The organism is Streptomyces sp. NPDC057307 (assembly GCF_042667665.1).
Lineage (GTDB): Bacteria > Actinomycetota > Actinomycetes > Streptomycetales > Streptomycetaceae > Streptomyces.
The window spans coordinates 1-22,418 of record NZ_JBHUZM010000057.1; the positions used below are offsets into that span (position 1 = coordinate 1).

General features: G+C 71.4%; 13 protein-coding genes. 9 read left to right on the forward strand and 4 right to left on the reverse strand.

Translation table 11 applies throughout. The features are described from left to right. Positions 1–88 precede the first annotated feature (88 nt). The 8 genes from ACFUN8_RS20260 to ACFUN8_RS20295 all read left to right on the forward strand — a co-directional run bounded on the left by ACFUN8_RS20260 (position 89) and on the right by ACFUN8_RS20295 (position 16,897). A complete protein-coding gene (locus tag ACFUN8_RS20260) occupies positions 89–895 on the forward strand; it encodes a hypothetical protein (protein ID WP_383639243.1) in 807 nt (268 codons plus the stop codon). Between the two features lie 194 nt (positions 896–1,089). Continuing rightward, positions 1,090–3,210 (forward strand): NHLP family bacteriocin export ABC transporter peptidase/permease/ATPase subunit, encoded by a 2,121-nt coding sequence (locus tag ACFUN8_RS20265; protein WP_383639326.1) that lies wholly within the window; start codon positions 1,090–1,092, stop codon positions 3,208–3,210. Between the two features lie 112 nt (positions 3,211–3,322). After that, positions 3,323–6,202, forward strand: a complete 2,880-nt coding sequence (locus tag ACFUN8_RS20270) for an NHLP bacteriocin export ABC transporter permease/ATPase subunit (RefSeq protein ID WP_383639328.1) — start codon at positions 3,323–3,325, stop codon at positions 6,200–6,202. Between the two features lie 49 nt (positions 6,203–6,251). Further along, positions 6,252–7,745 carry a membrane-associated oxidoreductase gene (locus tag ACFUN8_RS20275; protein ID WP_383639246.1) on the forward strand — a complete coding sequence of 498 codons (1,494 nt, stop codon included), beginning with the start codon at positions 6,252–6,254 and terminating at the stop codon, positions 7,743–7,745. A 72-nt stretch (positions 7,746–7,817) separates the two neighbouring features. Further along, positions 7,818–9,116, forward strand: coding sequence for a D-arabinono-1,4-lactone oxidase (locus ACFUN8_RS20280; RefSeq protein ID WP_383639249.1), 1,299 nt, complete (start codon positions 7,818–7,820; stop codon positions 9,114–9,116). 299 nt (positions 9,117–9,415) lie between these two features. Beyond that, complete coding sequence (locus tag ACFUN8_RS20285) at positions 9,416–10,555, forward strand: ricin-type beta-trefoil lectin domain protein (protein WP_383639252.1); 1,140 nt, start codon at positions 9,416–9,418, stop codon at positions 10,553–10,555. Positions 10,556–10,934: 379 nt separating this feature from the next. Then, complete coding sequence (locus ACFUN8_RS20290; protein ID WP_383639255.1) at positions 10,935–13,163, forward strand: DEAD/DEAH box helicase; 2,229 nt, start codon at positions 10,935–10,937, stop codon at positions 13,161–13,163. 284 nt (positions 13,164–13,447) lie between these two features. Further along, a complete protein-coding gene (locus ACFUN8_RS20295) occupies positions 13,448–16,897 on the forward strand; it encodes a CARDB domain-containing protein (RefSeq protein ID WP_383639258.1) in 3,450 nt (1,149 codons plus the stop codon). A 73-nt stretch (positions 16,898–16,970) separates the two neighbouring features. On the opposite strand, the gene ACFUN8_RS20300 is transcribed toward ACFUN8_RS20295, so the two are convergent. From ACFUN8_RS20300 to ACFUN8_RS20315, 4 genes are all read right to left on the reverse strand, one after another. Continuing rightward, entirely contained in the window at positions 16,971–17,864 is an 894-nt protein-coding gene (locus ACFUN8_RS20300; RefSeq protein ID WP_383639261.1) for a LysR family transcriptional regulator, read from the reverse strand. A 324-nt stretch (positions 17,865–18,188) separates the two neighbouring features. After that, entirely contained in the window at positions 18,189–19,001 is an 813-nt protein-coding gene (locus tag ACFUN8_RS20305) for an SDR family NAD(P)-dependent oxidoreductase (RefSeq protein WP_383639265.1), read from the reverse strand. A gap of 6 nt (positions 19,002–19,007) precedes the next feature. Next, positions 19,008–20,585, reverse strand: coding sequence for a class I adenylate-forming enzyme family protein (locus ACFUN8_RS20310; RefSeq protein WP_383639268.1), 1,578 nt, complete (start codon positions 20,583–20,585; stop codon positions 19,008–19,010). After that, positions 20,582–21,103: a hypothetical protein gene (locus ACFUN8_RS20315; RefSeq protein ID WP_383639271.1), complete on the reverse strand. Its 522-nt coding sequence runs from the start codon at positions 21,101–21,103 to the stop codon at positions 20,582–20,584. Before ACFUN8_RS20315 ends, ACFUN8_RS20310 begins: the two co-directional genes overlap by 4 nt. Positions 21,104–21,363: 260 nt before the next feature. On the opposite strand from ACFUN8_RS20315, the gene ACFUN8_RS20320 reads away from it, so the two are divergent. Beyond that, positions 21,364–22,380 carry an alpha/beta hydrolase gene (locus ACFUN8_RS20320; RefSeq protein WP_383639274.1) on the forward strand — a complete coding sequence of 339 codons (1,017 nt, stop codon included), beginning with the start codon at positions 21,364–21,366 and terminating at the stop codon, positions 22,378–22,380. The last annotated feature ends 38 nt before the right edge of the window (positions 22,381–22,418 follow it).

The window sequence follows — 22,418 nt, forward strand, 5'->3', positions numbered from 1 at the left end:
CGGGCACACGGCCGACGCGGCGTTGGTCGTGGCCCACGCCGGCGAACGGACGTGAGCGTCGGAACACCGAGCAATGAGGGAAGGCGTCGTGCACTTTCGCCAACAGGCCCTTTCCAAGCTGCAGTCGCCCGAGGAGATCGACCTGCCGGTCCGCTTCGCGCGGCCCCAGGGCTGTCTCGTCCTGGCCGTCACGGTCGTCGTCATGACCGCCGCCGCCGTCTGGGCCGTGACCGGCAGCGTCTCGTCCACCCTCGGCGCCCCCGGCATCCTCACCCACGCGCAGGGCAGTTACGTCCTCCAGAGCCCCGTCGCCGGCCAGATCACGGACGTACTCGCCGAGGAGGGCGAGCGGGTGTCCGCCAACTCCCCGCTCGTCGAGGTCCGTACCGCCGAGGGCAGCACCGTCGTCCGCACCCTCGCCGCCGGACGGCTGACGACCCTGGTGGCCGCCGTGGGCTCCGTGATCACCACCGGCGCCGATGTCGCGGCGGTCGAACGGGTCGAGAAGGCCGACGACCCGCTGAGCGTGATGCTGTACGCGCCCGCCGGGAGCGGAGCGACCGTACCCGTCGGCGCCTCCGTCGACGTCACCGTCCAGTCGGTGCCGAAGCAGCGGTACGGCGTGCTGCGCGGCCGGGTCGAAGCCGTCGGCCGGGTCGCCGAGACCAGCAGGCGCATCACGGGGTTCCTCGGCAGCACGCAGTTGGGCGAGCAGTTCTCCCGCGAGGGCCCACCCGTCGCCGTACTGGTGCGACTTGACGAGTCGTCAGCCACCAAGTCCGGTTACGCCTGGTCCTCGCCGGACGGGCCGCCGTACGCCGTCGAGTCCATGACCCTGGCCACCGGCTCCATCCGGCTGGCCGAACAGCACCCGATCGATTGGCTGCTCCCGTGAGCCCGCACCGGCACCAGCTTCCCCGGGCCCCGCGGAAGCACCAGCAACGCAAGCACCAGCAACGCAAGCACCAGCAGCACCAGCAGCACCAGCAGCACCAGCAGCCGCCCGGACGGCGCCGTGCCGCCAAGCGTTCCCGGACAACCGCCGGGACGCCCAGGCCCAAGGCCGTCCGCACCCCCACCGTCCTCCAGATGGAGGCCCTGGAGTGCGGCGCCGCCTCCCTCGCCATGGTGCTGGCCCACTACGGCCGCCATGTCCCCCTGGAGGAGCTGCGCATCGCGTGCGGTGTGTCGCGCGACGGCTCGCGTGCCTCCAATCTCCTGAAGGCGGCGCGTAGTTACGGCCTCCAGGCCAAGGGCATGCAGATGGAGGCGGAAGCCCTCGCCGGGGTCCGGGCACCCGCGATCCTGTTCTGGGAGTTCAACCACTACGTGGTGTACGACGGCATGGGCCGCAGGCCCGGCGGCCGGGGTGTGCACATCAACGACCCCGACAAGGGGCGTCGTTTCGTCTCCGCGGAGGACTTCGACACCAGCTTCACGGGCGTCGTCCTCGTCTTCGAGCCGACCGCCGCCTTCCGCCGGGGCGGCCGTAAGCCCGGAATCATGAGCGCCATGCCCGCGCGCCTGCGCGGCACCGCCGCCACCCTGCTGGCCGCGCTGCTCGCCAGCCTGCTGCTGGTGGCGGTCGGCGCGGCGGTGCCCGCGCTGAGCCGTACGTACATCGACATGTTCCTGATAGGCGGTCAGACGTCCCTCCTGGGAACGCTGTTCGCGGCGATGGCGACGATGGTGGTGCTCACCGCCGTACTGACCGGGCTCCAACAGGCGAACCTGCTGCGCGGGCGCGTCATCTCGTCCACGCTGAGCGGCGCCCGGTTCCTGCGGCATCTGCTGCGGCTGCCGGTCACGTTCTTCGCGCAGCGCAGCCCCGCCGACCTCGTCCAGCGGCTCCAGTCCAACGACACGGTGACCGAGACACTCGCGCGCGACCTGGCGGCGGCGGGTGTGGACGGGGTCGTGGTGATCCTGTACGCGGCGCTGCTGTGGTCGTACGACCCCCAACTCACCGTCGTCGGCGTGCTGATGGCGCTGCTCAACGTGGTCGCGATGCGTATCGTGATCCAGCTGCGCTCCACCGGTACGCGCAAGCTGCGGGCGGACAGCGCGCGGCTCACCAACACCTCGTACACCGGCCTTCAGTTGATCGAGACGATGAAGGCGACCGGCGGCGAGAACGGGTACTTCAGGCGGTGGGCGGGGCAGCACGCGACGACGCTGGAGGAGCAGCAGAAGCTCGGTGTGCCCAGCGCCGCGCTGGCGGTGGTCGCACCCACGCTGGCGACGCTCAACAGCGCGCTGATCCTCTGGATCGGCGGGCTGCGGGCGGTGGAGGGGGCCATCTCGATCGGTCTGCTCGTCGCGTTCCAGGCGCTGGTGGTGCGGTTCACCGCGCCGATCACCCGGCTGAACGGGGTGGCGGGCCGGATCCAGGACTTCGCCGCCGACGTGGCCCGGCTGAAGGACGTCGAGAGCTTTCCCGTCGACCCGCTCTACTCGCGGCAGCGGCCGGACGCCAGTACACGCCGGCTGACGGGCCATGTGGAGCTGGAGAGTGTCGTGTTCGGCTACAGCCCGCTGGACGCACCGCTGCTCGACGGCTTCTCGCTGACGGTGGGGCCGGGGCAGCAGGTCGCGCTGGTCGGCGGTTCCGGGAGCGGCAAGTCCACGGTCTCCAGGCTCATTTCGGGTCTCTACAGTCCGTGGGAGGGCACGATCCGCATCGACGGGCAGCGCCTGGAAGACCTGTCCCGCAGCGCGCTCGCCGCGTCGGTGTCCTTCGTCGACCAGGACGTCTTCCTCTTCGAGGGCACCGTCCGGGACAACGTCGCGCTGTGGGACCCCTCGATACCGGACGACGCCGTCGTCACCGCTCTCAAGGACGCCGCGCTTTACGACGACGTGATCGCGCGCCGCCCCGAGGGCATCCACAGCAGGGTCGAGCAGGACGGCCGGAACTTCTCCGGCGGTCAGCGCCAGCGGCTGGAGATCGCCCGCGCGCTGGTCAGGCGCCCGAGCATTCTGGTCCTCGACGAGGTGACGAGCGCGCTGGACGCGGAGACGGAGCGCGTGATCATCGACAACCTGCGGCGGCGCGGCTGCGCGTGCGTGGTGATCGCGCACCGGCTGAGCACGGTGCGCGACAGCGACGAGATCGTGGTGCTCGACCACGGGACGGTCGTGGAACGCGGCAGGCACGAGGAACTGGTGGCCGCCGGAGGGACGTACGCACACCTGGTGAAGGAGTACTGACGTGGCCTCCCCGACGGCGGGCACGGGAGCCGGAGCGACGGCAGGGGCAGGAGCCGGGGAGGGCACGGCAGGCGCAGGCGCGGGTGCGGGTACGGGTACGGGTACGGCGGGTATCGACCCGGTGATCCACGCTCTCGGTGCGCTGGGCACCCCGGTCGACTGCGCCGGTCTGCGCAACGTGCCGCTGGAGGGCCCGCATGTACTGTGGCTCGTCGTCGGGGGCGTGCTCGACCTGTTCGCCGTCGACGCGGCGGAGCGGGGGCAGTGGCATTTCCTCGGCCGTCTGGAAGCGGGGACGCTGCTCCTCGGGCCGGTCGAGGGCCCCCGGCACACGTTGCTGAGCAGGCCCTCGCAGGACTGCGCGCTGCGGCGGATCGCGTTGCGGGAGCTGTACGCGCCGCCGCCGGCCGCGTACGTGGATCCGTACTCCGACACGTACTCCGGCGCGTACACCGACCCGTACGCCGACCCGTACACCGGCACGCACACCGACCCGTACGGAGCCCCGGTCCCGACCCCGCTGGAGCATGCCTTCGCACTCGGCGCCGCGCGCGGCCTCGGCGCGCTCTTCCAGACGCCGCTCGACACCCGCCCGTCCACCGACGGCGCCGTGTCCGACGACGACGTGCTGTGGATGCCGGTCTCGCCAGGCAGCGTGCGGTACGGCGCCTCGTACAGCGCGGACGCGGCGGGCGATCTGCTCGTCGACGGCGCGATGTGGCAGCGGATGATCAACCAGCAGCACCGGCTGCTGTCGGCCGTCGACCACTGGATCGAGCGGCAGGAGCGCGCGCACGAGGACCGGACCGCCGCCGGGATCAAGGCCGGTGAGGCGGTTCGGGCGCGGGCGGACGAGGCGCTGGTGGCGTCCATCGGCCGCCCCGGCAGCGGGTCCGACGACGCGGGCGCGGCCGGTGGCGACGCCGCCCGCGACGCGACGTTCGCGGTCTGCCGGCTGGTCGCGGCGGCCTCCGGCATCACCCTCTCCGACCACTCCCGCAGCGCGGGAACCCCGCTCGACGACCGCGTCGGCCCGGTCGAACGCATCGCGATCGCCTCCCGGGTCCGTACCCGCGCCGTCCGGCTCGACGGCCCGTGGTGGCGGACCGACTCCGGACCGCTGGTGGGCCGACGGGCCAAGTCCGGCGCCCCGGTGGCGCTGCTCCGGCGGCGCGGCCGTTACGAGGCGGTCAATCCGGCCACCGGGGCGCGGCTGCGCGTCGGCGGTCACAACGCCGACGACTTCGAGCCGCGCGCCGAGATGTTCTACCGCCCGCTGCCCGAAGAGCCCATGACACCTTGGCGGTTGCTCCGCTTCGGCCTGCGCGGCAACGCTGTGGATCTGCGCTACCTGGTGCTGACCACCCTCGTCACCGTGGGTCTCGGCGCACTGGTGCCGCTCGCGACCGGGCGGGTGCTCGGCGAGTACGTGCCGAGTGCCCGGACCGATCTGATCACGCAGGTCTCGCTCGCCGTCATGATCACCGGCATCGTCTCCGCCTCCTTCATGCTGACGCAGAGCCTCACCATCCTGCGGATGGAGGGCCGTATCGAGAGCACGCTGCAACCCGCCGTGTGGGACCGGCTGTTGAGGCTGCCGACGAAGTTCTTCGCCGAGCGTTCCACCGGTGAACTCGCGAGCGCGGCGATGGGCGTCAGCGCGATCCGCCGGGTGCTGTCGGGCCTCGGTCCCGTGATCGTGCAATCGACGGCGGTGGGCGCGATGAGCCTCGTGCTGCTGCTGGTCCACAGTGTCCCGCTCGCCCTGGCGGCGATGGGCATGCTGGTCGTCATCGGCGCCGTGTTCCTCGGCATGGGGCTGTGGCAACTGCGCTGGCAGCGGCAGTTGGTCGTACTCGGCAACAAGCTCAACAACCAGGCGTTCCAGACCCTGCGCGGGCTCCCGAAGCTGCGGGTCGCCGCGGCCGAGGGCTTCGCTTACGCGGCCTGGGCGCGCGGCTTCGCCCGCTCGCGCGAACTCCAGCAGCGGGCGGGCCGGATCAAGAATCTGACGACGGTGCTGGACGCGGTGTATCTGCCGTTCTGCTCCCTCGTGATGTTCATGCTGCTGGCCGGACCGGCGCGCGGCACGATGTCGGCCGCCGAGTTCCTGACCTTCAACACCGCCGTGACCATGCTGCTGACCTCCGTCACCCAGCTCACCGGCGCGCTCGTGTCGGTGGCCGCCGTGCTGCCCATGTTCGAACAGCTCAAGCCGGTCCTGGACGAGGCGCCCGAGGTCGGTGACACGGGCGCCCAGCCCGGCGTGCTGACCGGCGGGATCGAGGCCCGGAAGCTCTCCTTCCGCTACACCGACGACGGCCCGCTGGTGCTCGACGACGTGTCGCTGCGGATGGAGCCCGGCGAGTTCGTGGCGGTCGTCGGCCCCAGCGGCTGTGGCAAGTCGACACTGCTGCGGCTGCTGATCGGCTTCGACCGGCCGGTCACGGGAAGCGTGCTGTACGACGGCCAGGACCTGGCCGCTCTCGACCGGGCGGCCGTACGGCGCCAGTGCGGTGTCGTCCTGCAGAACGCGCAGCCGCTCACCGGCTCCATCTGGGACTGCGTCTGCGGCGCCGAGACGTTCACGCAGGAGGAGGTGTGGGAGGCCGTCGAGATGGCGGGGCTGGCGGCGGACATCAAGCGCATGCCGATGGGCCTGCACACCATGATCGCCGGAGGCGGCGCCATCTCCGGCGGCCAGCGCCAGCGCCTGATGATCGCCCAGGCACTGGTCCGCCGCCCACGGCTGCTCTTCCTGGACGAGGCCACCAGCGCGCTGGACAACGAGACCCAGCGGATCGTGATCGAAAGCACTCGCGAGCTGAACGCGGGCCGCCTGGTGATCGCCCACCGGCTGTCGACGGTCCTGGACGCGGACCGCGTACTGGTCATGGACGCGGGACGGATCGTCGAACAGGGCCCGCCCGCCGCTCTGTTGGCGGACGCCGGCGGCAGGCTGCACGAACTGGTACGGCGTCAGCTGGCCTGATCGCGAGGGTGTGTTGACACCTCCCCGCCGCCACGCGAAAGTCGCGGCAATGGAGATCAACACACTGACGGCGGCCGAGCGACGCGTGTGGGACGCGTTCGCGACGGGCGAGGTCGTGGACTTCCGTACGACCGACGCCCCGGACCCCGCACTCGGTGAGCGGTGGGGGCCCGAGCGGAGTGTGCGGGCCGAGGTGGTGCGCGCCGTCCTGCTCGGCGGGGCGCGGCGGGACGGGGAGATACCCGCGCTGCGGATCGTCGGAGCGCGGATCACCGGCGCGCTCAACTTGCGCAACGGGACAGTCGATTGCGCCATCCTGTTCGGCGGCTGCTTCTTCGATGAGGTGCCCAATCTGTACGGTGCGCAGTTCCGGCACCTCAACCTCAGCGAGTCCGTGCTGCCCGGGATGATCGCGGCGACGGTACGGATCGACGGTCAGCTGTTGTTGATCGACTGTCGTATCCTCGGCCCCGCCAGGTTCGGGGCGGCGCAGATCTCCGGGACCGTGTATCTCGACGGCGCTCGGTTTACCTCGGCGAACCCCGACTCCGATCCGGCCGACGGAACTGAACAAGAGGCGTTGCTCCAGTTCAACCGGGCCACCCTCGGCGACGATCTCTGGGCGCCCGGTCTGCACGTCGACGGACGGCTACGGCTCGCCGGGGCCACGGTGACGGGAACGGTGAACCTGGACGACGCCGTCCTCACCGCGCCGGGCCGTACGGCCCTCGACGCGGAGACGCTGGCCGTAGGGACGGACCTCAGGGCGATGCGGTTGCGCGTTCAAGGCCGGGTCAATCTGCGTGGAGCCCGTATCCCCGGCCAACTCAACCTCGCATACGCCCAGTTGTCGGAGCCCGGCGGGGTGGCCCTGCGGGCCAGCAGCTGTGTCGTCGGCGAGCTGTGGCTGCGCGAGGCCGCCCCCGTCGAGGGCTCGGTCAATCTGCGGCGCTCCCAGGTCGAGCTGCTGCACGTGGCGCCCGAGGTCTGGCCCGACAGCGTCCAGCTCGACGGGCTGACGTACGGGGCGCTCACGCCGCACGAGCCGGCCGAGCGGCGACTGGCCGTCCTCGAACGGGACGGCGACGACTATGTGCCCTACGCCTACGAGCAGTTGACCGCCTCGTACCGCAGGATCGGCGACGACGCCGCGGCTCGGACCGTACAGCTCGCGAAGCAGCGCAGGCAGCGCCGGGGGCTCGCCTGGTACGCCCGGCTCTGGGGGCATGTCCAGGACCTCACCGTCGGCTATGGCTTCCGGCCCATGCGCGCCGTGGCCTGGATGCTGTCGCTGCTGATGGTGGCCTCGGTCGCGTACACGGTGCGCCGACCCCGCCCGTTGAAGGCCGACGAGTCCCCGGACTTCAACCCCGTCTTCTACAGTCTCGACCTGCTGCTGCCGATCATCGACTTCGGGCAGGAGCGGGCCTTCACACCGGAGGGCGGCTGGCATCAGGGGCTCTCGTACGTCCTGATCATCACCGGCTGGATCCTGGCCACGACGATCATCGCCGGTGTGTCGCGGGCGGTCAGCCGTCAGTGAGCGGGGGGCGCGTGCGGGTGCGGGGCGGGGGCGTGGTCGAATCGACTCGGACATCCGAGAGAAGGGCGGCCGGTGGCTGACGGCGCGGGATCGAACTGGGCGGGGAACATCGTCTTCTCCGCCGACCGGGTGCACCGCCCGGCCACGCTCGACGAGCTGCGCGCGCTCGTCGCGGGCAGCTCGCGCGTACGGGCGCTCGGCAGCGGGCACTCGTTCAACCGCATCGCCGACACCGACGGCGCCCTCGTCTCGCTCACCGAGCTGCCGCGGACCGTGGACGTCGACACGGCCGCCGGTACGGTACGCGTCGCGGGCGGCGTACGGTACGCGGAACTGGCCCGGAAGGTGCACGACCGGGGTCTCGCCCTGCACAACATGGCGTCCCTCCCGCACATCTCGGTGGCGGGATCGGTCGCCACCGGCACGCACGGGTCCGGTGACGCCTCCGGCTCGCTCGCGACCGCCGTACGCGCCGTGGAGCTGGTCACCGCGGACGGCGACTCGCTGACGCTGGACCGGGAGCGGGACGCCGACCGCTTCCCCGGTTCCGTGGTGGCCCTCGGCGCGCTCGGGGTGGTCACCTCGCTCACCCTGGACCTGGTTCCGGCCTTCGACGTACGGCAGTCCGTCCACACCGGGCTGCCGCTGGACGTGCTGGAGGAGCACTTCGACGCGATCACCTCGGCGGCGTACAGCGTGAGCCTGTTCACCGACTGGAGCGCCCCGCGCTTCGGTCAGGTCTGGCTGAAGCGCCTCGCCGCCCCAGCGCCGGACTCCCCCGCGTCCGAATCACCTGCGTCCGACTCCCCCGAACCGGACTTCCCCTGGGCCGAACCCGCGACCGAGCCCATGCACCCCGTGCCCGGCATGCCCGCCACGTACTGCACCGAGCAGCGCGGGGTGCGGGGGCCGTGGCACGCCCGACTGCCGCACTTCCGGGCCGAGTTCACCCCCAGCAACGGGGAGGAGCTGCAGTCCGAGTATCTGGTCCCGCGCCGGCACGCCGTCGCGGCGCTGCGGGCGGTGGCCGGACTGGGGCCGGTACTGGCGCCCGTGCTCCAGGTCTGCGAGGTGCGCACCGTGGCCGCCGACGAGCTGTGGCTGAGTCCGGCCGAGGGCCGGGACACGGTCGCGCTGCACTTCACCTGGATCAAGGACACGGCTTCGGTGGTGCCGGTGATCACGCGGCTCGAAGCGGCGCTGGAAGGTCTCGACGCGCGGCCGCACTGGGGCAAGGTGTTCACGACGGCGCCGGCCGAGCTGCGGGGCCGCTACCCGCGTATGGCGGACTTCCTGGCGCTGCGGGCCGCCCTGGACCCGGCGGGAAAGTTCATGAACAACTTCCTGCGCCGGCTGCTGTTCGAAGACTGACTACGAAGACTGACTACGAGGACTGATCACGAGAACCGATCACACGCCTCCGTTCCCTGGCCCTTCGCCTTCGTTTCGCTTTCGTTTCGCCTTCGTTCCTGGCCGGAAGGGCGTCGGGCAGTGGCCGAACACCGCCAATTTGCCAACATCGTTGCGCAATCCCTCGCCGAAGGCACCGGCCGGTGGTATCTACAACATGGCCGCCACTCACCCCCCGCACCTCCCTCCATGCGCACACGCACCACCGGACGCACCACGCGCACCCCCCATTCCTCGGCGGCCCGTAGGAAGGACCTGCCTTGCGAAGAAGTGCCTCACGCCGTACGCAAGCTCTCCTCAGCCTCATCGTGTTCGCCGTCACGGCGGCACTCATGACCCTCGTCCAGGCCCCCGCGAGCGCCGCACCGGCCGCCCCCGCCGCTCCCACGGAGTCCAACGGCGGCGTGCGGATCATGCCGCTGGGCGACTCGATCACCCACGGGCACAACATCCCCGGCGGCTACCGCATCAACCTCTGGCAGCATCTCGCCGGCGGCGGCTACACGGTCGACTTCGTCGGCTCACAGGTCAACGGACCGCCGGAGCTGGGCGACCACGACCACCAGGGCCACTCGGGCTGGCGCATCGACCAGCTCCGTTCGAACATCGACGGCTGGCTCGCCGCGAGCGACCCGCGCACGATCATGCTCCAGATCGGCACGAACGACGTGAACCAGAACTACGACCTGGCCAACGCCCCGGCCCGGCTCTCCGACCTCATCGACCGCATCCTCCAACAGAAGCCGCGGATCGAGCTGTTCGTCGCGACGATCACGCCGGAGTCGAGCCCCGACCTCGAAGCCCGGGTGAAGACGTTCAACGCGGCGCTGCCCGCCATCGTCAACAGCAAGGGTCCGCGCGTCCACTTGGTTGACATGTACAGGGCATTGACGGTGGCCGACCTCGCCGACGGCGTGCACCCCAACGCCGGGGGCTACGCCAAGATGGCGACCGTCTGGTATAACGCGCTGCGCTCGGTGCCCGCCAGCCTCGTCCCGCTCGCGGCGACCGGTCAGGGCACGCTCGTCAACGCGCAGTCGGGCCGCTGCCTCGACGTCGACGGCGCCGTGACGACCACGGGCACCCGGACGGTCGTCTACGACTGCCACCGCAGGGCGAACCAGCAGTGGGCCCGTACGGCCACCAACGAGCTGCGCGTGTACGGCAACCGCTGCCTGGACGCGAGCGGCGCCGCCACGGCCGACGGCACCCCGGTCATCATCTGGGACTGCCGCGGCACGGCCAATCAGCAGTGGCGCGTCAACACGGACGGCACCGTCGTCGGCGTCGCCTCCGGCAAGTGCCTGACGCCGACGGCCGGCGGAACGGCCAACGGTACGAAGCTGGAGCTGCGCACCTGCGGCGGCGGCGCCGGCCAGCGGTGGACCATGGCCGCCTAGGACCTGTCTTCAAAGTAGCGTCGTCCGCCCGCAGGGCGGGGCGCGCGGCGTCTGGTGCGGTGCGTCGCAAGGCGGAGGATCATGCTCGTACCGGGCGTACTCGCATGACTCCGACAACGCGGCGAAGTGCCGTACCAGGCGTCGCGCGCCAGGCGGGACTTTGAAGACAGGTCCTAGTTCCAAGGCGGTTCGGCGCGGCGGTTCACCTCGGTGCACGATCCAGCGCACCGCCGACCCCGGGACCCACCGCACCGCCGGCCCGATATCGCCGGGCGCGCCGAAATCGGCCGCCCGGCGATGTCGTACCCCCGTGGAATCATGTCGCTCGACCGGAACTCGACCGGAGTTCGGCCGGTCGCGGTGAACCACGAGAGGCGTCATGGGCGACGGAGCGGGGCCTGAGGGGAAGCCGGTGCCGGTGGGCGGCGGCGCGCGCGCCGTGCTCGACCGGGCCGACCGCCTGCTGGCCTCGGCGCGCCGGGTGACCGCCGATCACGCCGTCGTACGGGGCGGTGTCCTGAGCGCCATCACCCCGCTCCGCGACGCCCTGGTCCGCCAGGAACTGGCGGGCATCCCCGTCTCGCGGCTGGCCGATGTCACCGAGGGCAGGCTCCGGCTGGGCACGCTCGAACAGGCCGGGTACACCGATGTCGGGAAGGTGCTCGGCGCGACGGCGTACGAGCTTCGCGCCGTGCCCGGCATCGGCACACAGAGCGCGGGTCACGCCATCGCCGCCGCGCGGCGTCTCGCGGAGGCGATGGCGGAGCATGTGGCCGTCCGGTTGGACGCCGGCGACATCGACGATCCGCACGCGACGACCCTGGTCACCGCGGTGAGCCGGCTGGTGAACGCGGGCCCCGACATCCCCCGCGCCCTCGCGGCGGCGGCCCGGATCGACGCCGAACTCGCCCCGCTGCTGCCGCAGGCGCGCCCGGCCGGCGACCGGCTGCGCATGCTGCTCACCGGCAAGCGGCGCAGACAACTGGCCCAGCGGGCCGTCCAGTTGGTCGACGCGTTCCTCGACGACGCCGCCGATCGCGAGATCCCGCTCCTGCTCGCCCAGGCGGCCACGGATCTGCTGCGGCCCGTCCTCCCGGCGGACGAGGCGTGGCTCGACTTCCAGGTGCGTCCCGCCGACTATCTCGTCCTCCTGGCCGAACTCTCCGACGTCACCCCGGACGTCGACGCGGCCGAGGGCTTCCTGCCCGGAGACCTCTCGGAGCGCGTGCGCACACAGCGGCTGGACGACACCCACCGGCGGGTGTCACTGCGCGGCTATCAGGCGTTCGGGGCCCGGTTCGCGCTGGCCCAGCGCCGGGTGATCCTGGGCGACGAGATGGGTCTGGGCAAGACCATCCAGGCGATCGCCGCCCTCGCGCACCTCAAGGCCGAAGGCCGTACGCACTTCCTGGTGGTCTGCCCGGCCAGCGTCGTCATCAACTGGATCCGCGAGATCGAGTCCCGCAGCACGCTGCGCGCGTACCGGGTGCACGGGCAGGACCGGTCGGTGGCCCTGGGGCAGTGGACGCGGCACGGGGACGTCGCGGTCACGACGTACGACATCCTCGGCTCCCTCACGGTCCCCGACGACGTGCCGGTCGGGATGCTCGTCGTGGACGAGGCGCACTATGTGAAGAATCCCGAGACCCGGCGCTCCCGGACCGTGGAGGGCTGGGCGGCGCGCACGGACCATGTCCTGTTCCTGACCGGGACGCCGATGGAGAACCGGGTCGACGAGTTCCGTAATCTGGTGCGCCATCTGCGGCCCGAGCTGCTGCCCGGCATCCGTGACGGCGACGCGGCCATCGGCTCCGAGATCTTCCGCCAGGCGGTCGCGCCCGCGTATCTGCGCCGTAATCAGCAGGACGTCCTCACCGAGCTGCCCGAGCTGCAACAGGTCGACGAGTGGGAGGAGTTCAGCCCCGCCGCGCGCGCCGCCTACCGGCAGGCCGTGGCGGACGGGAACTTCATGGCGATGCGGCGCGCGGCGTACGCCGATCCCGCCACGTCGGCCAAGCTCCGGCGGCTGCGCGAACTCGTCGCCGAGGCCGCGTCGAACGGTCTGAAGGTCGTCGTCTTCTCCTTCTTCCGTGAGGTGCTGACGGCCGCGGAGGAAGCACTGCGCCCGGCCTCCGCCGCCGGCTCCCCTCCCACCGTCTTCGGTCCGCTCAACGGCCGGGTGCCCACCGCCCGGCGGCAGGAGCTGGTGGACGGCTTCGCCGAGGCGTCCGGGCACGCGGTCCTGCTCAGCCAGATCCAGTCGGGCGGCACCGGCCTCAATCTGCAGGCCGCGTCCGTGGTCATCCTGTGCGAGCCGCAGGTCACGCACACGCTGGAGAGCCAGGCCGTCGCGCGCGCCCACCGCATGGGGCAGATACGCCATGTCCAGGTCCACCGGCTGCTGACCGCCGACAGTGTCGACCAGCGGATGCTGCACCTGCTGGGCACGAAGCAGCGCCTCTTCGACGCGTACGCCCGGCACAGTGACGTCGCGGAGTCCACGCCCGACGCGGTCGACATCTCGGAGCAGTCGCTGGCCCGGCAGATCGTCGCGGAGGAGCAGGAGCGCATGGCGCTCCTGCCGGGCCCCGCCGCTCCCGCCCTCTGACGGACCGTCCGACGCCCCTGCCGTGACCGGCGGGGGCGTTGTCGTACCCCGCGCACGTCGCGTGCCCGACTCCCGCGCCCAACTCGCCTGTACGGCTGCCGTGCCCAACTCCCCCGGACAACCGCCGTGTTACCTCTGCGAAAACCGTTGACAAGCCGTTGACATGATTGCAACCTGTGAATCGCAAAAAAGTAAGCAAGTGGCTCAATTTCTTAAGTCTCTTCTCGCAACTTCATGGCAGCGCGCCACCCCTGCCCCCTCGTTCCAACCGAACAGAGGACCACATGAGACGGAAGCAACTCAGACCCAGACAGCTCAGTTGGCGACTGATCACCGGCATCGTCATGGCCGGTCTGATCGCCGTCGGGCTCACCCCCCTCTCGGCCACGGCGGCCGAACGCCCCAACCAGTCGACCGGCAAGAGCGTGTCGGCGAGTGGGTCCGAGGGGAACCACCCCGCCTCCAACGTCACCGACGGCAACCAGGCGTCGTACTGGGAGGGTCCGAACAACGCGTTCCCCCAGACCCTCCGGATCGACCTCGGCGCGAACGTCGCCGTCGATCAGGTGGTGCTCAAGCTCCCGACCACCTGGGAGGCCCGCACCCAGGCCCTCAGCGTCCAGGGCAGCACCGACGGCAACACCTACAACACCCTCTCCGCTTCGCAGGGACGGCTGTTCAACCCCTCGTCCGCGAACACGGTCACCATCGACTTCCCGTCCAGCAGCGTCCGTTACGTACGGCTGAACATCACGGGCAACACGGGCTGGCCGGCGGCGCAGATCTCCGAGTTCGGGATCTACGGCCCCGCGGGCGAGGACCCCGGCGACCCGGGCGACCCCGACCCCGGTGACGACGGCACCGACCTGGCGCGCGGCAAGCCGATCGAGGCGTCCTCCACGATCCACACGTTCGTCGCGGCCAACGCCAACGACGACAAGCTGAACACGTACTGGGAGTCCGCAGGACACCCGTCGAACCTGACGGTGAAGCTCGGGGCCGAGGCCGACATCACCTCCGTCGTGGTCAAGTTGAACCCCGACGCGGCGTGGGGCGCCCGTACCCAGAACATCCAGGTGCTCGGCCGCGCCCAGGGCGCGACCGGCTTCACCTCGCTCAAGGCGCGCGCCGACTACAGCTTCAACCCGGCGACGAACCAGAACTCGGTACGGATCCCGGTCACCGGGCGCGTCGCCGACCTGCAGCTCCAGATCTTCTCCAACACCGGCGCACAGGGCGGCCAGGTCGCCGAACTCCAGGTCATCGGGGTGCCCGCGCCCAACCCGGACCTGACCGTCACGGCGCTCTCGTGGTCCCCCACCGCCCCGGTGGAGACCGACGCGACCACCGTGAGCGCGTCGGTGCGCAACATCGGCACGGCCGCTTCCGGCCCGACGACCGTCAACGTCAGCATCGGCGGCACGGTCGCCGGCAGCGCCTCCGTGGGCGCTCTCGCGGCAGGCGCCTCACAGACCGTCCAGGTCGCCGCGGGCAAGCGCGCCGAGGGCAGCTACCGGGTGACGGCGGTGGTGGACCCGACCGACACGGTCGTCGAGCAGGACAACGACAACAACAGCTTCACCGCGGCCGGTTCACTGGTCGTGGGACAGGCCCCCGGGCCCGACCTGCAGGTGCTGAGCGTCAGCTCGACGCCGCAGAACCCCGCCGTCGGGGCCTCGGTCAGCTTCACCGTGGCCGTGCAGAACCGCGGCACGACCGCCTCCGGCGCCACCACGGTCACCAGGGTGGCGGTGGGCGGTACGACGCTGAACACCAACACCGCGTCGATCGCGGCCGGCGCGACAACGAACGTGAGCGTCAACGGGAGTTGGACCGCCACCAGCGGCGGCGCCAACATCGTGGCCACCGCCGACGCGACGAACGTCGTGACGGAGACCAACGAGACCAACAACTCGTTCTCCCGCTCGATCGTGGTCGGGCGCGGGGCCGCGGTCCCGTACGTCGAGTACGAGGCCGAGGCCGGCCGGTACCAGGGCACCCTGGTGGAGGCCGACGCCGTACGCACCTTCGGGCACACCAACTTCGGCTCCGAGTCCTCCGGCCGTAAGTCGGTACGCCTCAACAGCACAGGCCAGTTCGTGGAGTTCACGTCCACCAACCCGGCGAACTCGATCGTCGTACGCAACTCGATCCCCGACGCCCCGAACGGCGGCGGCACCGAGGCGACGATCAGCCTGTACGCCAACGACACCTTCGTGAAGAAGCTGAACCTCTCCTCGAAGCACAGCTGGCTGTACGGCAACACGGACGGCCCCGAGGCCCTGACCAACACGCCGCAGGCCGACGCCCGTCGGCTGTTCGACGAGGCCAACTCCCTGCTGTCCACGACCTATCCGGCGGGCACCAAGTTCAAGCTCCAGCGCGACGCCGGTGACAGCGCCTCCTTCTACTACATCGACCTGATCGATCTGGAGCAGGTGGCGGCTCCGGCGGCCAAGCCGGCCGAGTGCACCTCGATCACGGACTACGGCGCGGTGCCGGGCGACGGGATCGACGACACGACCGCCATCCAGTCGGCCGTCACGGCCGACCAGAACGGCACCATCGCGTGCGTCTGGATCCCGGCGGGCCAGTGGCGTCAGGAGAAGAAGATCCTGACCGACGACCCGCTGAACCAGGGGCAGTTCAACCAGATCGGCATCAAGAACGTCACCATCCGCGGCGCGGGTATGTGGCACTCACAGCTCTACACCCTGACCGAGCCGCAGAACGCGGGCGGGATCAACCACCCGCACGAGGGCAACTTCGGCTTCGACATCGACGACAACACGAAGATCTCCGACATCGCCATCTTCGGCTCCGGCCGGATCCGCGGCGGTGACGGCAACGCCGAGGGCGGCGTCGGTCTGAACGGCCGGTTCGGCAAGAACACCAAGATCTCCAACGTGTGGATCGAGCACGCCAACGTGGGTGCCTGGGTCGGCCGCGACTACGACAACATCCCGTCCCTCTGGGGCCCCGCCGACGGCCTCGAATTCACCGGCATGCGGATCCGCAACACGTACGCGGACGGCATCAACTTCACCAACGGCACGCGGAACTCCAAGGTGTTCAACTCCTCGTTCCGCACCACCGGCGACGACTCCCTGGCGGTCTGGGCCAACCGGTACGTCAAGGACACGTCGGTCGACGTCGCGCACGACAACTCGTTCACCAACAACACGATCCAACTGCCCTGGCGCGCGACCGGCATCGCGGTCTACGGCGGCTACGGCAACAAGATCGAGAACAACATCGTCTCCGACACGGCGAACTACCCGGGCATCATGCTGGCGACCGACCACGACCCCCTGCCCTTCTCCGGGCAGACCCTGATCGCCAACAACGCGCTCCACCGCACGGGCGGTGCCTTCTGGAACGAGGACCAGGAGTTCGGTGCGATCACCCTGTTCGCGGCGAGCCGGGACATCCCCGGCGTCACGATCAGGGACACCGACATCTACGACTCGACGTACGACGGCATCCAGTTCAAGACGGGCGGCGGCACCATGCCGGGCGTCGTGATCAACAACGTCAAGATCGACAAATCCAACAACGGCGCCGGCATCCTGGCGATGAGCGGCGCCCGCGGCAGCGCGGCCCTGACGAACGTGACCATCACCGACTCGGCGGACGGCGACATCGTCACCCAGCCGGGCTCGGGCTTCGTGATCACGGGCGGCCCGGCGGCGGCCCGCGCCCCGAGCAAACTGACGGGCGGTGGCCGACGCTAACCACGCCGTAGAGCGAGGACAGGTGCGGATCGGACTCACCCCCGATCCGCACCTGTTCGCGTGAAACAGGCATTCAGCCACGGGAGTGGGCGGCGGCGTTCGCCGCGGCGCCGAGCGCGTCGAGGAGGGCTTCGGTGGCCGCCGCGGGACGACGGCGGGCGCTGACGGCCGCGGACAGCCGCCACGTCAGCTCCGGTCCGTCGAGAGGAATCACGCACAGGTCGTCGCCGGTGCCCGCCGCCGAGGCGGGCATCAGCGTCGTACCGAAACCGCCGCCGACGAGCTTGGCCATCAGCCCGTAGTCGGCGACCTCGGTCGCCGCCCGCGCCGGGCCGAGCACCCGGTCCACGGTGTGCCGCATTCCCCAGCCCGGTGGGAAACGCAGGATCGACTCGTCCGCCAGGTCGGACGGCGTGATCGTGGCGTGCCCGGCCAGTGGGTGGTCCGCACGGCACGCGAACACCAACGGCTCCTCGATCAGCGGTCTGAACACGATCCCGTCGGGCGGCCGCTCGTCACCGACCGTCAGCGCGATGTCCAGCGAACCGTCCAGGATCGCCCGCAGGTTGCCCGTGGAGCCCTCCGACGACTGGCGCAACTGGACAACGACCTCCGGATGGCGCGTCCGTAGGCCGGTGAGCACCGTGGCGAGGTCGAGCGGTCCGGTGCTGAACGTGCTGCCGAGCACGACCGTCCCCCGCACCCGGCCCGACACGGCGTGGACCTCGTCCCGCGCGCCGCGCACGGCGTCCAGCACACGCTGCGCGGCGGTACGCAGAGCCTCGCCGTGCTCGGTCACGGCGACGGGCGTGACCGAGCGGTCGAACAGCGCCACGCCCAAGTCCCGCTCCAGCCGGGCGATCGCGCTGGACATCGCGGACTGCACGATGTGCGTCTTGCGGGCCGCGGCGGTGAAGCTCCCGGTCTCGCAGCAGGCGAGGAAGTACTCCAGCTCACGGATCTCCATGGCGTGAGTCTAGGGAGAGTCATCGCTCGGATCGATGGGGCCCAACACTTGTGATCGTTGGACACGATGAGCCGGCCTGGCGGACGCTTGGTACGCCGCCCTACGGGGCGCAGGCGGGCGAACGGCCCGCCGTACGCGGTCGGACCCCTGGACCTCGGCCGCCCCGCCGGGTCCTGGGGCCTGCCGCCCATGTCGCCCTCGCCGCCGGGGAACGTACGGCGCCCCGACCCTGACACGGCGGAACTCCCGGCCCGATCCGGGCAGGGCCGGACCGATCCGGGCAGGGCCGAGCCGGGCGGGGAGTCAGCGCGGCACCGGTCAGGGTCAGCGCGGCGCCAGGTCCGGACGCTGGTCCGGTTCCGGGACGCCGAGGACGTCGTCGACGGTCAGATAACGGCCGGAGAGGTGGTCGGCGGTGCCGGCGGCAAGTGCGGCGACCGCCCGGACAGCACGCTCGACCGAGGTGCCCCGCCCTTCACCGAGCTGCCTCAGCAGCCAGTCACGTCTGCGTGCGTGCCAGGACGTGGCCAGGGCGTCGTCGGTGACGGCCGCGGTGGTCAGTCCGGTCGGCACGATGCCGGGATGCAGGCTGAAGGTGCTGACGCCGTGTTCCCTCGCCTCGTAACCGATGTTCTCCATGCACTTGATGCCCGCCGCCTTCGAGACCGAGTAGGCGGAGAGCGTGGGCCAGCGGCTCTGTCCGGCCGCGCTGCTGATGCTGACGATGCGTCCGCCGCTCTGCCCGACCATGAAGGGCAGCACGGCGTGAGCCGCCGCGGCGGTGCTCATCACGTTGACGCGTACCGTCTCCCACCAGTCGTCGAGCGGCACCTCCCAGAACGGGCCGACCGGGCCCTCCACCCCGGCGTTGTCGATCAGCACGTCGATCCGGCCGAATGCCTCGACCGTGCGCCGCGCGACGGCGCCGGCCGCCGACGGATCGGTGATGTCCGCCGGGAGCGGCAGCGCCTCACCGCCGGCGGCCCGTAGTTCGTCGGCGAGCTTCGCCACGGCCTCCGTGGTGCGGGCGGTCAGGGTCAGGCGTGCCCCGTCGGCGGCGAGCGCGGTGGCGATGGCGCTGCCGAGGCCGCCGGTCGCTCCGGTGAGCAGGACGACAGGACGATCGGACGGTGTCACGGCGGCTCAGCCTTCCTTGACCACGGTGGTGGTGGCGACGGGCCCGCGCAGCGCGGCCCGGTCGAGCTTTCCGGTGGCGGAGACGGGCAGCCTCCGGACGAACTCCATGGTCCGGGGCACCTTGTAGCGGGCGAGCCGGCTGAGGCAGTGCTCGCGCAACTCCCCCACGGACACGGCCGGGCTCCCGGGAGCCGCGACCACGACGGCGTGCGGCACCTCCTCGCCGCGCTCGGGGTCGGCGCGGCCGACCACTGCCACGTCGGCGACGCCGGGGTGTTCCCGCAGCGCCGCCTCGACCTCGGCGGGGTGGACGTTGTAGCCGCGCGTGATGATCACGTCCTTGATCCGCCCGGTCAGCGTGACGCAGCCGTGCTCGTCCCGGACCGCCAGGTCGCCGGTGCGCAGCCAGCCCTGCTCGTCGCAGACCGGCACGACGCCCCCGGCGTCGGTGCGGTGGCCGGGAGTGACCTGCGGTCCTCGTACCCACAGTTCGCCGGCCGTGCCCGGCTCCGCGATCGCGCCGTCCGTGGTCGTACCGTCCCTGCCGACGGCGACCAGCCGGGTACGCAGCCCCGGCACCGGGACGCCCGCGCTGCCCCGGCAGGTCCCGGGGAACGGGCCCAGCCCGGGGCCGGCCAGTTCGGTCATGCCCCAGCTCTCCAGCAACGGCACCCCGGTCCGCCGCTCCCAGGAGCGGCGCAGGTCGGCCGGTGCCTGCTGCCCCGCGGACAGACAGCGGCGGAGTCGGCCTCCGGAGACGGCGGGAGCGTCGGCGGTGAGCAGCCGCGCGTAGAGGGCGGGGACACCTTCCAGGACGGTGGCCCGACGACGGGTCAGTCTGGCGGCCCAGCGCCGCGGGTCGAAGGCTTCGGGGACGGCGATCAGCGCGGCCCCCGCGAGGAGGGTGGCGGCGGCCACCAGGTGGCCGTAGGTGTGCGCCAGCGGGATGGGCAGTGCCACCACGTCGTTCGCGGTGCGGTGCAGATCGCGCCAGTAGCCGGTGGTGAGGTGCAGTGCCTGCTCGGTCTGCACCAGCGCCTTGGGGCTGCCGGTGGTCCCGGAGGTGTGCATCACCAGGCAGGGCGTCCGCGGTCCGCGGTCCACGCACTGCCAGGACGCGTCCACGGCGGGGGCGTCGGGCGCGGCGTCGGCATCGGGCGGGACCGGGCCGATCGTCCGTACCCGCGGCGGGGCCGGACTCAGCCCGGCCACCAACTCCCGTACCTCCGGCTCGCGTTCCGGAGAGCACAGCACCAGCCGGGGCCTGGTGTGTTCCAGGACGCGGCTGATCTCGGCGCCGGTCAGGGCGGGATTCAGCGGAGCGGCCACCATGTCCGCCTTGAGCACCGCCAGATACGCGGCCAGCCAGGGGGCGCCGTTGGGCAGCAGCAGTGCCGCGCACTGCCGCTCGTCCCGCGCCGGCCGGACGGGCGGCCGGGCCGGTGACGGGGCCAGCGACCGGGCCAGGACCGAGGACCACCGGTCGAGATCGGCGTACGAACGGGTGACGTCGTCCTCGATGACGGCAGGGCGGCCACCGCCGTCGGCCACGGCCGACAGCAGGGCCGTTCGGAACACGCTCATGCCGGATGTCCTTGCGAGAAGTGGGGAACACGGATGTCGGCCGGAACGACCTGGGGGCTGAACAGTTCCTCGACGTGCACCAGCGGGCCGGTGGCGGCGTGCAGGGTGTACGCCTTGCCGGCGCACGGGTCGCCGCCGCGCCAGCGCCGCCGGCCGACCCAGTGGACCCGCCGCTGCAGCACGACCCCGGCGTCGGCCAGGGCGAACCCCAGTGGCCGCCCCTTGTCGCCCGCGACCTGGTCCACCCGCGGGTCCACTCCCAGCCGCGCCACCACCACGTTGTCGGACACCAGGGTGCCGCACGCCAGAACCAGCCCGGTGTGCCGCACCAGGCACCGCTCCCCGCCCGAGAGCCGCAACAACTCGCGCGCTCCCGGGTCGATCAGGTCGGCGGCGACCTCCCGCAACGACCAGACCTGGGCCCGCAATTGGCCGTCCGAGGCCGCTTGCAGCAGTGGTGTGGTGAGACCTTCGCTGACCAGCAGTATCCGGGTGACCGGGGAGAGGAACTGAGTCACCCGCGTATGGAGGCCGGAAGGGTGGGGCGCATGCAGGTGGGGCCTCTTCGGCGCCTGCGCAGATGACACAACTACCTCGGCGATGAAGAAGAAACGTAAAGTCACTTACTGCGACCGGGAGAGCACTTTACGCGACGGCCGTTTCCGTCCAACTCACCCGGTGGGCCATCCGGGTGAGGCGGCGTCAGCACGAGTCGGTCGGCGGGGGGAGAGTGGCGGCCGCGCTCAAGTTCCGCGGGCTCGCTGCCGAAAGCGGGGGTATGTCATACGCGTATTCCCGCCGCACGCTGCTCGCCGGCGCGGTGTCGCTGGGTGCGGGCGGAACAGCACTGCCGGGTCCGTCGTCCGCCGGGGCGGCGGAACGAGTGGTGGGGCAGCGGCGGTTGGGCGAGCGGCTGGTGGAACTGACCTTCGATTCCCCGGCCCTGGGCGCACTCGCCACCGTGGCCTTGCTGACCCCACGTGGCTGGGACCGGCGCCGGCCCGGGGACCGCTGGCCCACCCTCTATCTGCTGGCAGGTGGCGACGGCGACCAGTCGACATGGACGACACTGTTCCGGGTGCAGGACCTGCCCGAGCTGCGTGATGTCCTGGTCGTCATGCCGGGTATGCCGCTGTTCGGGTTCTGGACCGACTGGTGGAACCACGGCGACGACGGCCCGCCCCGGGTACGGACGTACTTCCTGCGTGAAGTACTGCCGCTGATGGAGCGGGAGTACGGCGCCGGGCCCCGGCGAGCCGCGGCCGGGGAGTCCCAGGGCGGCTTCGGCGCCCTCGGCATGGCCGCCCGGATCCCTGGCTTGTTCGGCGCCGTCGCCTCGTTCGGCGCCCCGGTGCACCCCGTCCGCCACCCGGAGATGTGGCTGTCCGGCGCCAAGTTCGTCGGCATCGACGGCTACCAGGTCTTCGGCGATCCGTGGAAGCAATGGCAGGTCTGGCTGGACTGGGATCCCTACCACCACGCCGAGGGCCTGCGCCGTACCCCGGTGTATCTGGCCTCCGGCGACGGCACCCCGGGCCCCCTCGACGGACCGGACCCCGACCCCCACATCCCCGGCACCGAGAAGTGGGCCGCTCTGGCCGATCCGGGCGTCGTCTCCCTCACCGAAGCGGTGTGCGCCGACGAAGCACGGCTGCTCGCGAGGCGCCTCACCTCCCTCAACGCCCCTGTCACCACGCACTTCTACCCCGGCACCCACAGCGGCACCTACGGCCACCGCGAACTGCGCCACGCACTGCCCATGCTGCTGAAGGCAACCGCGCCCCCCGGTCGTTGAGGGAGCACGAGCGACCGGCAGCCGGGCGGGCCGCCGGT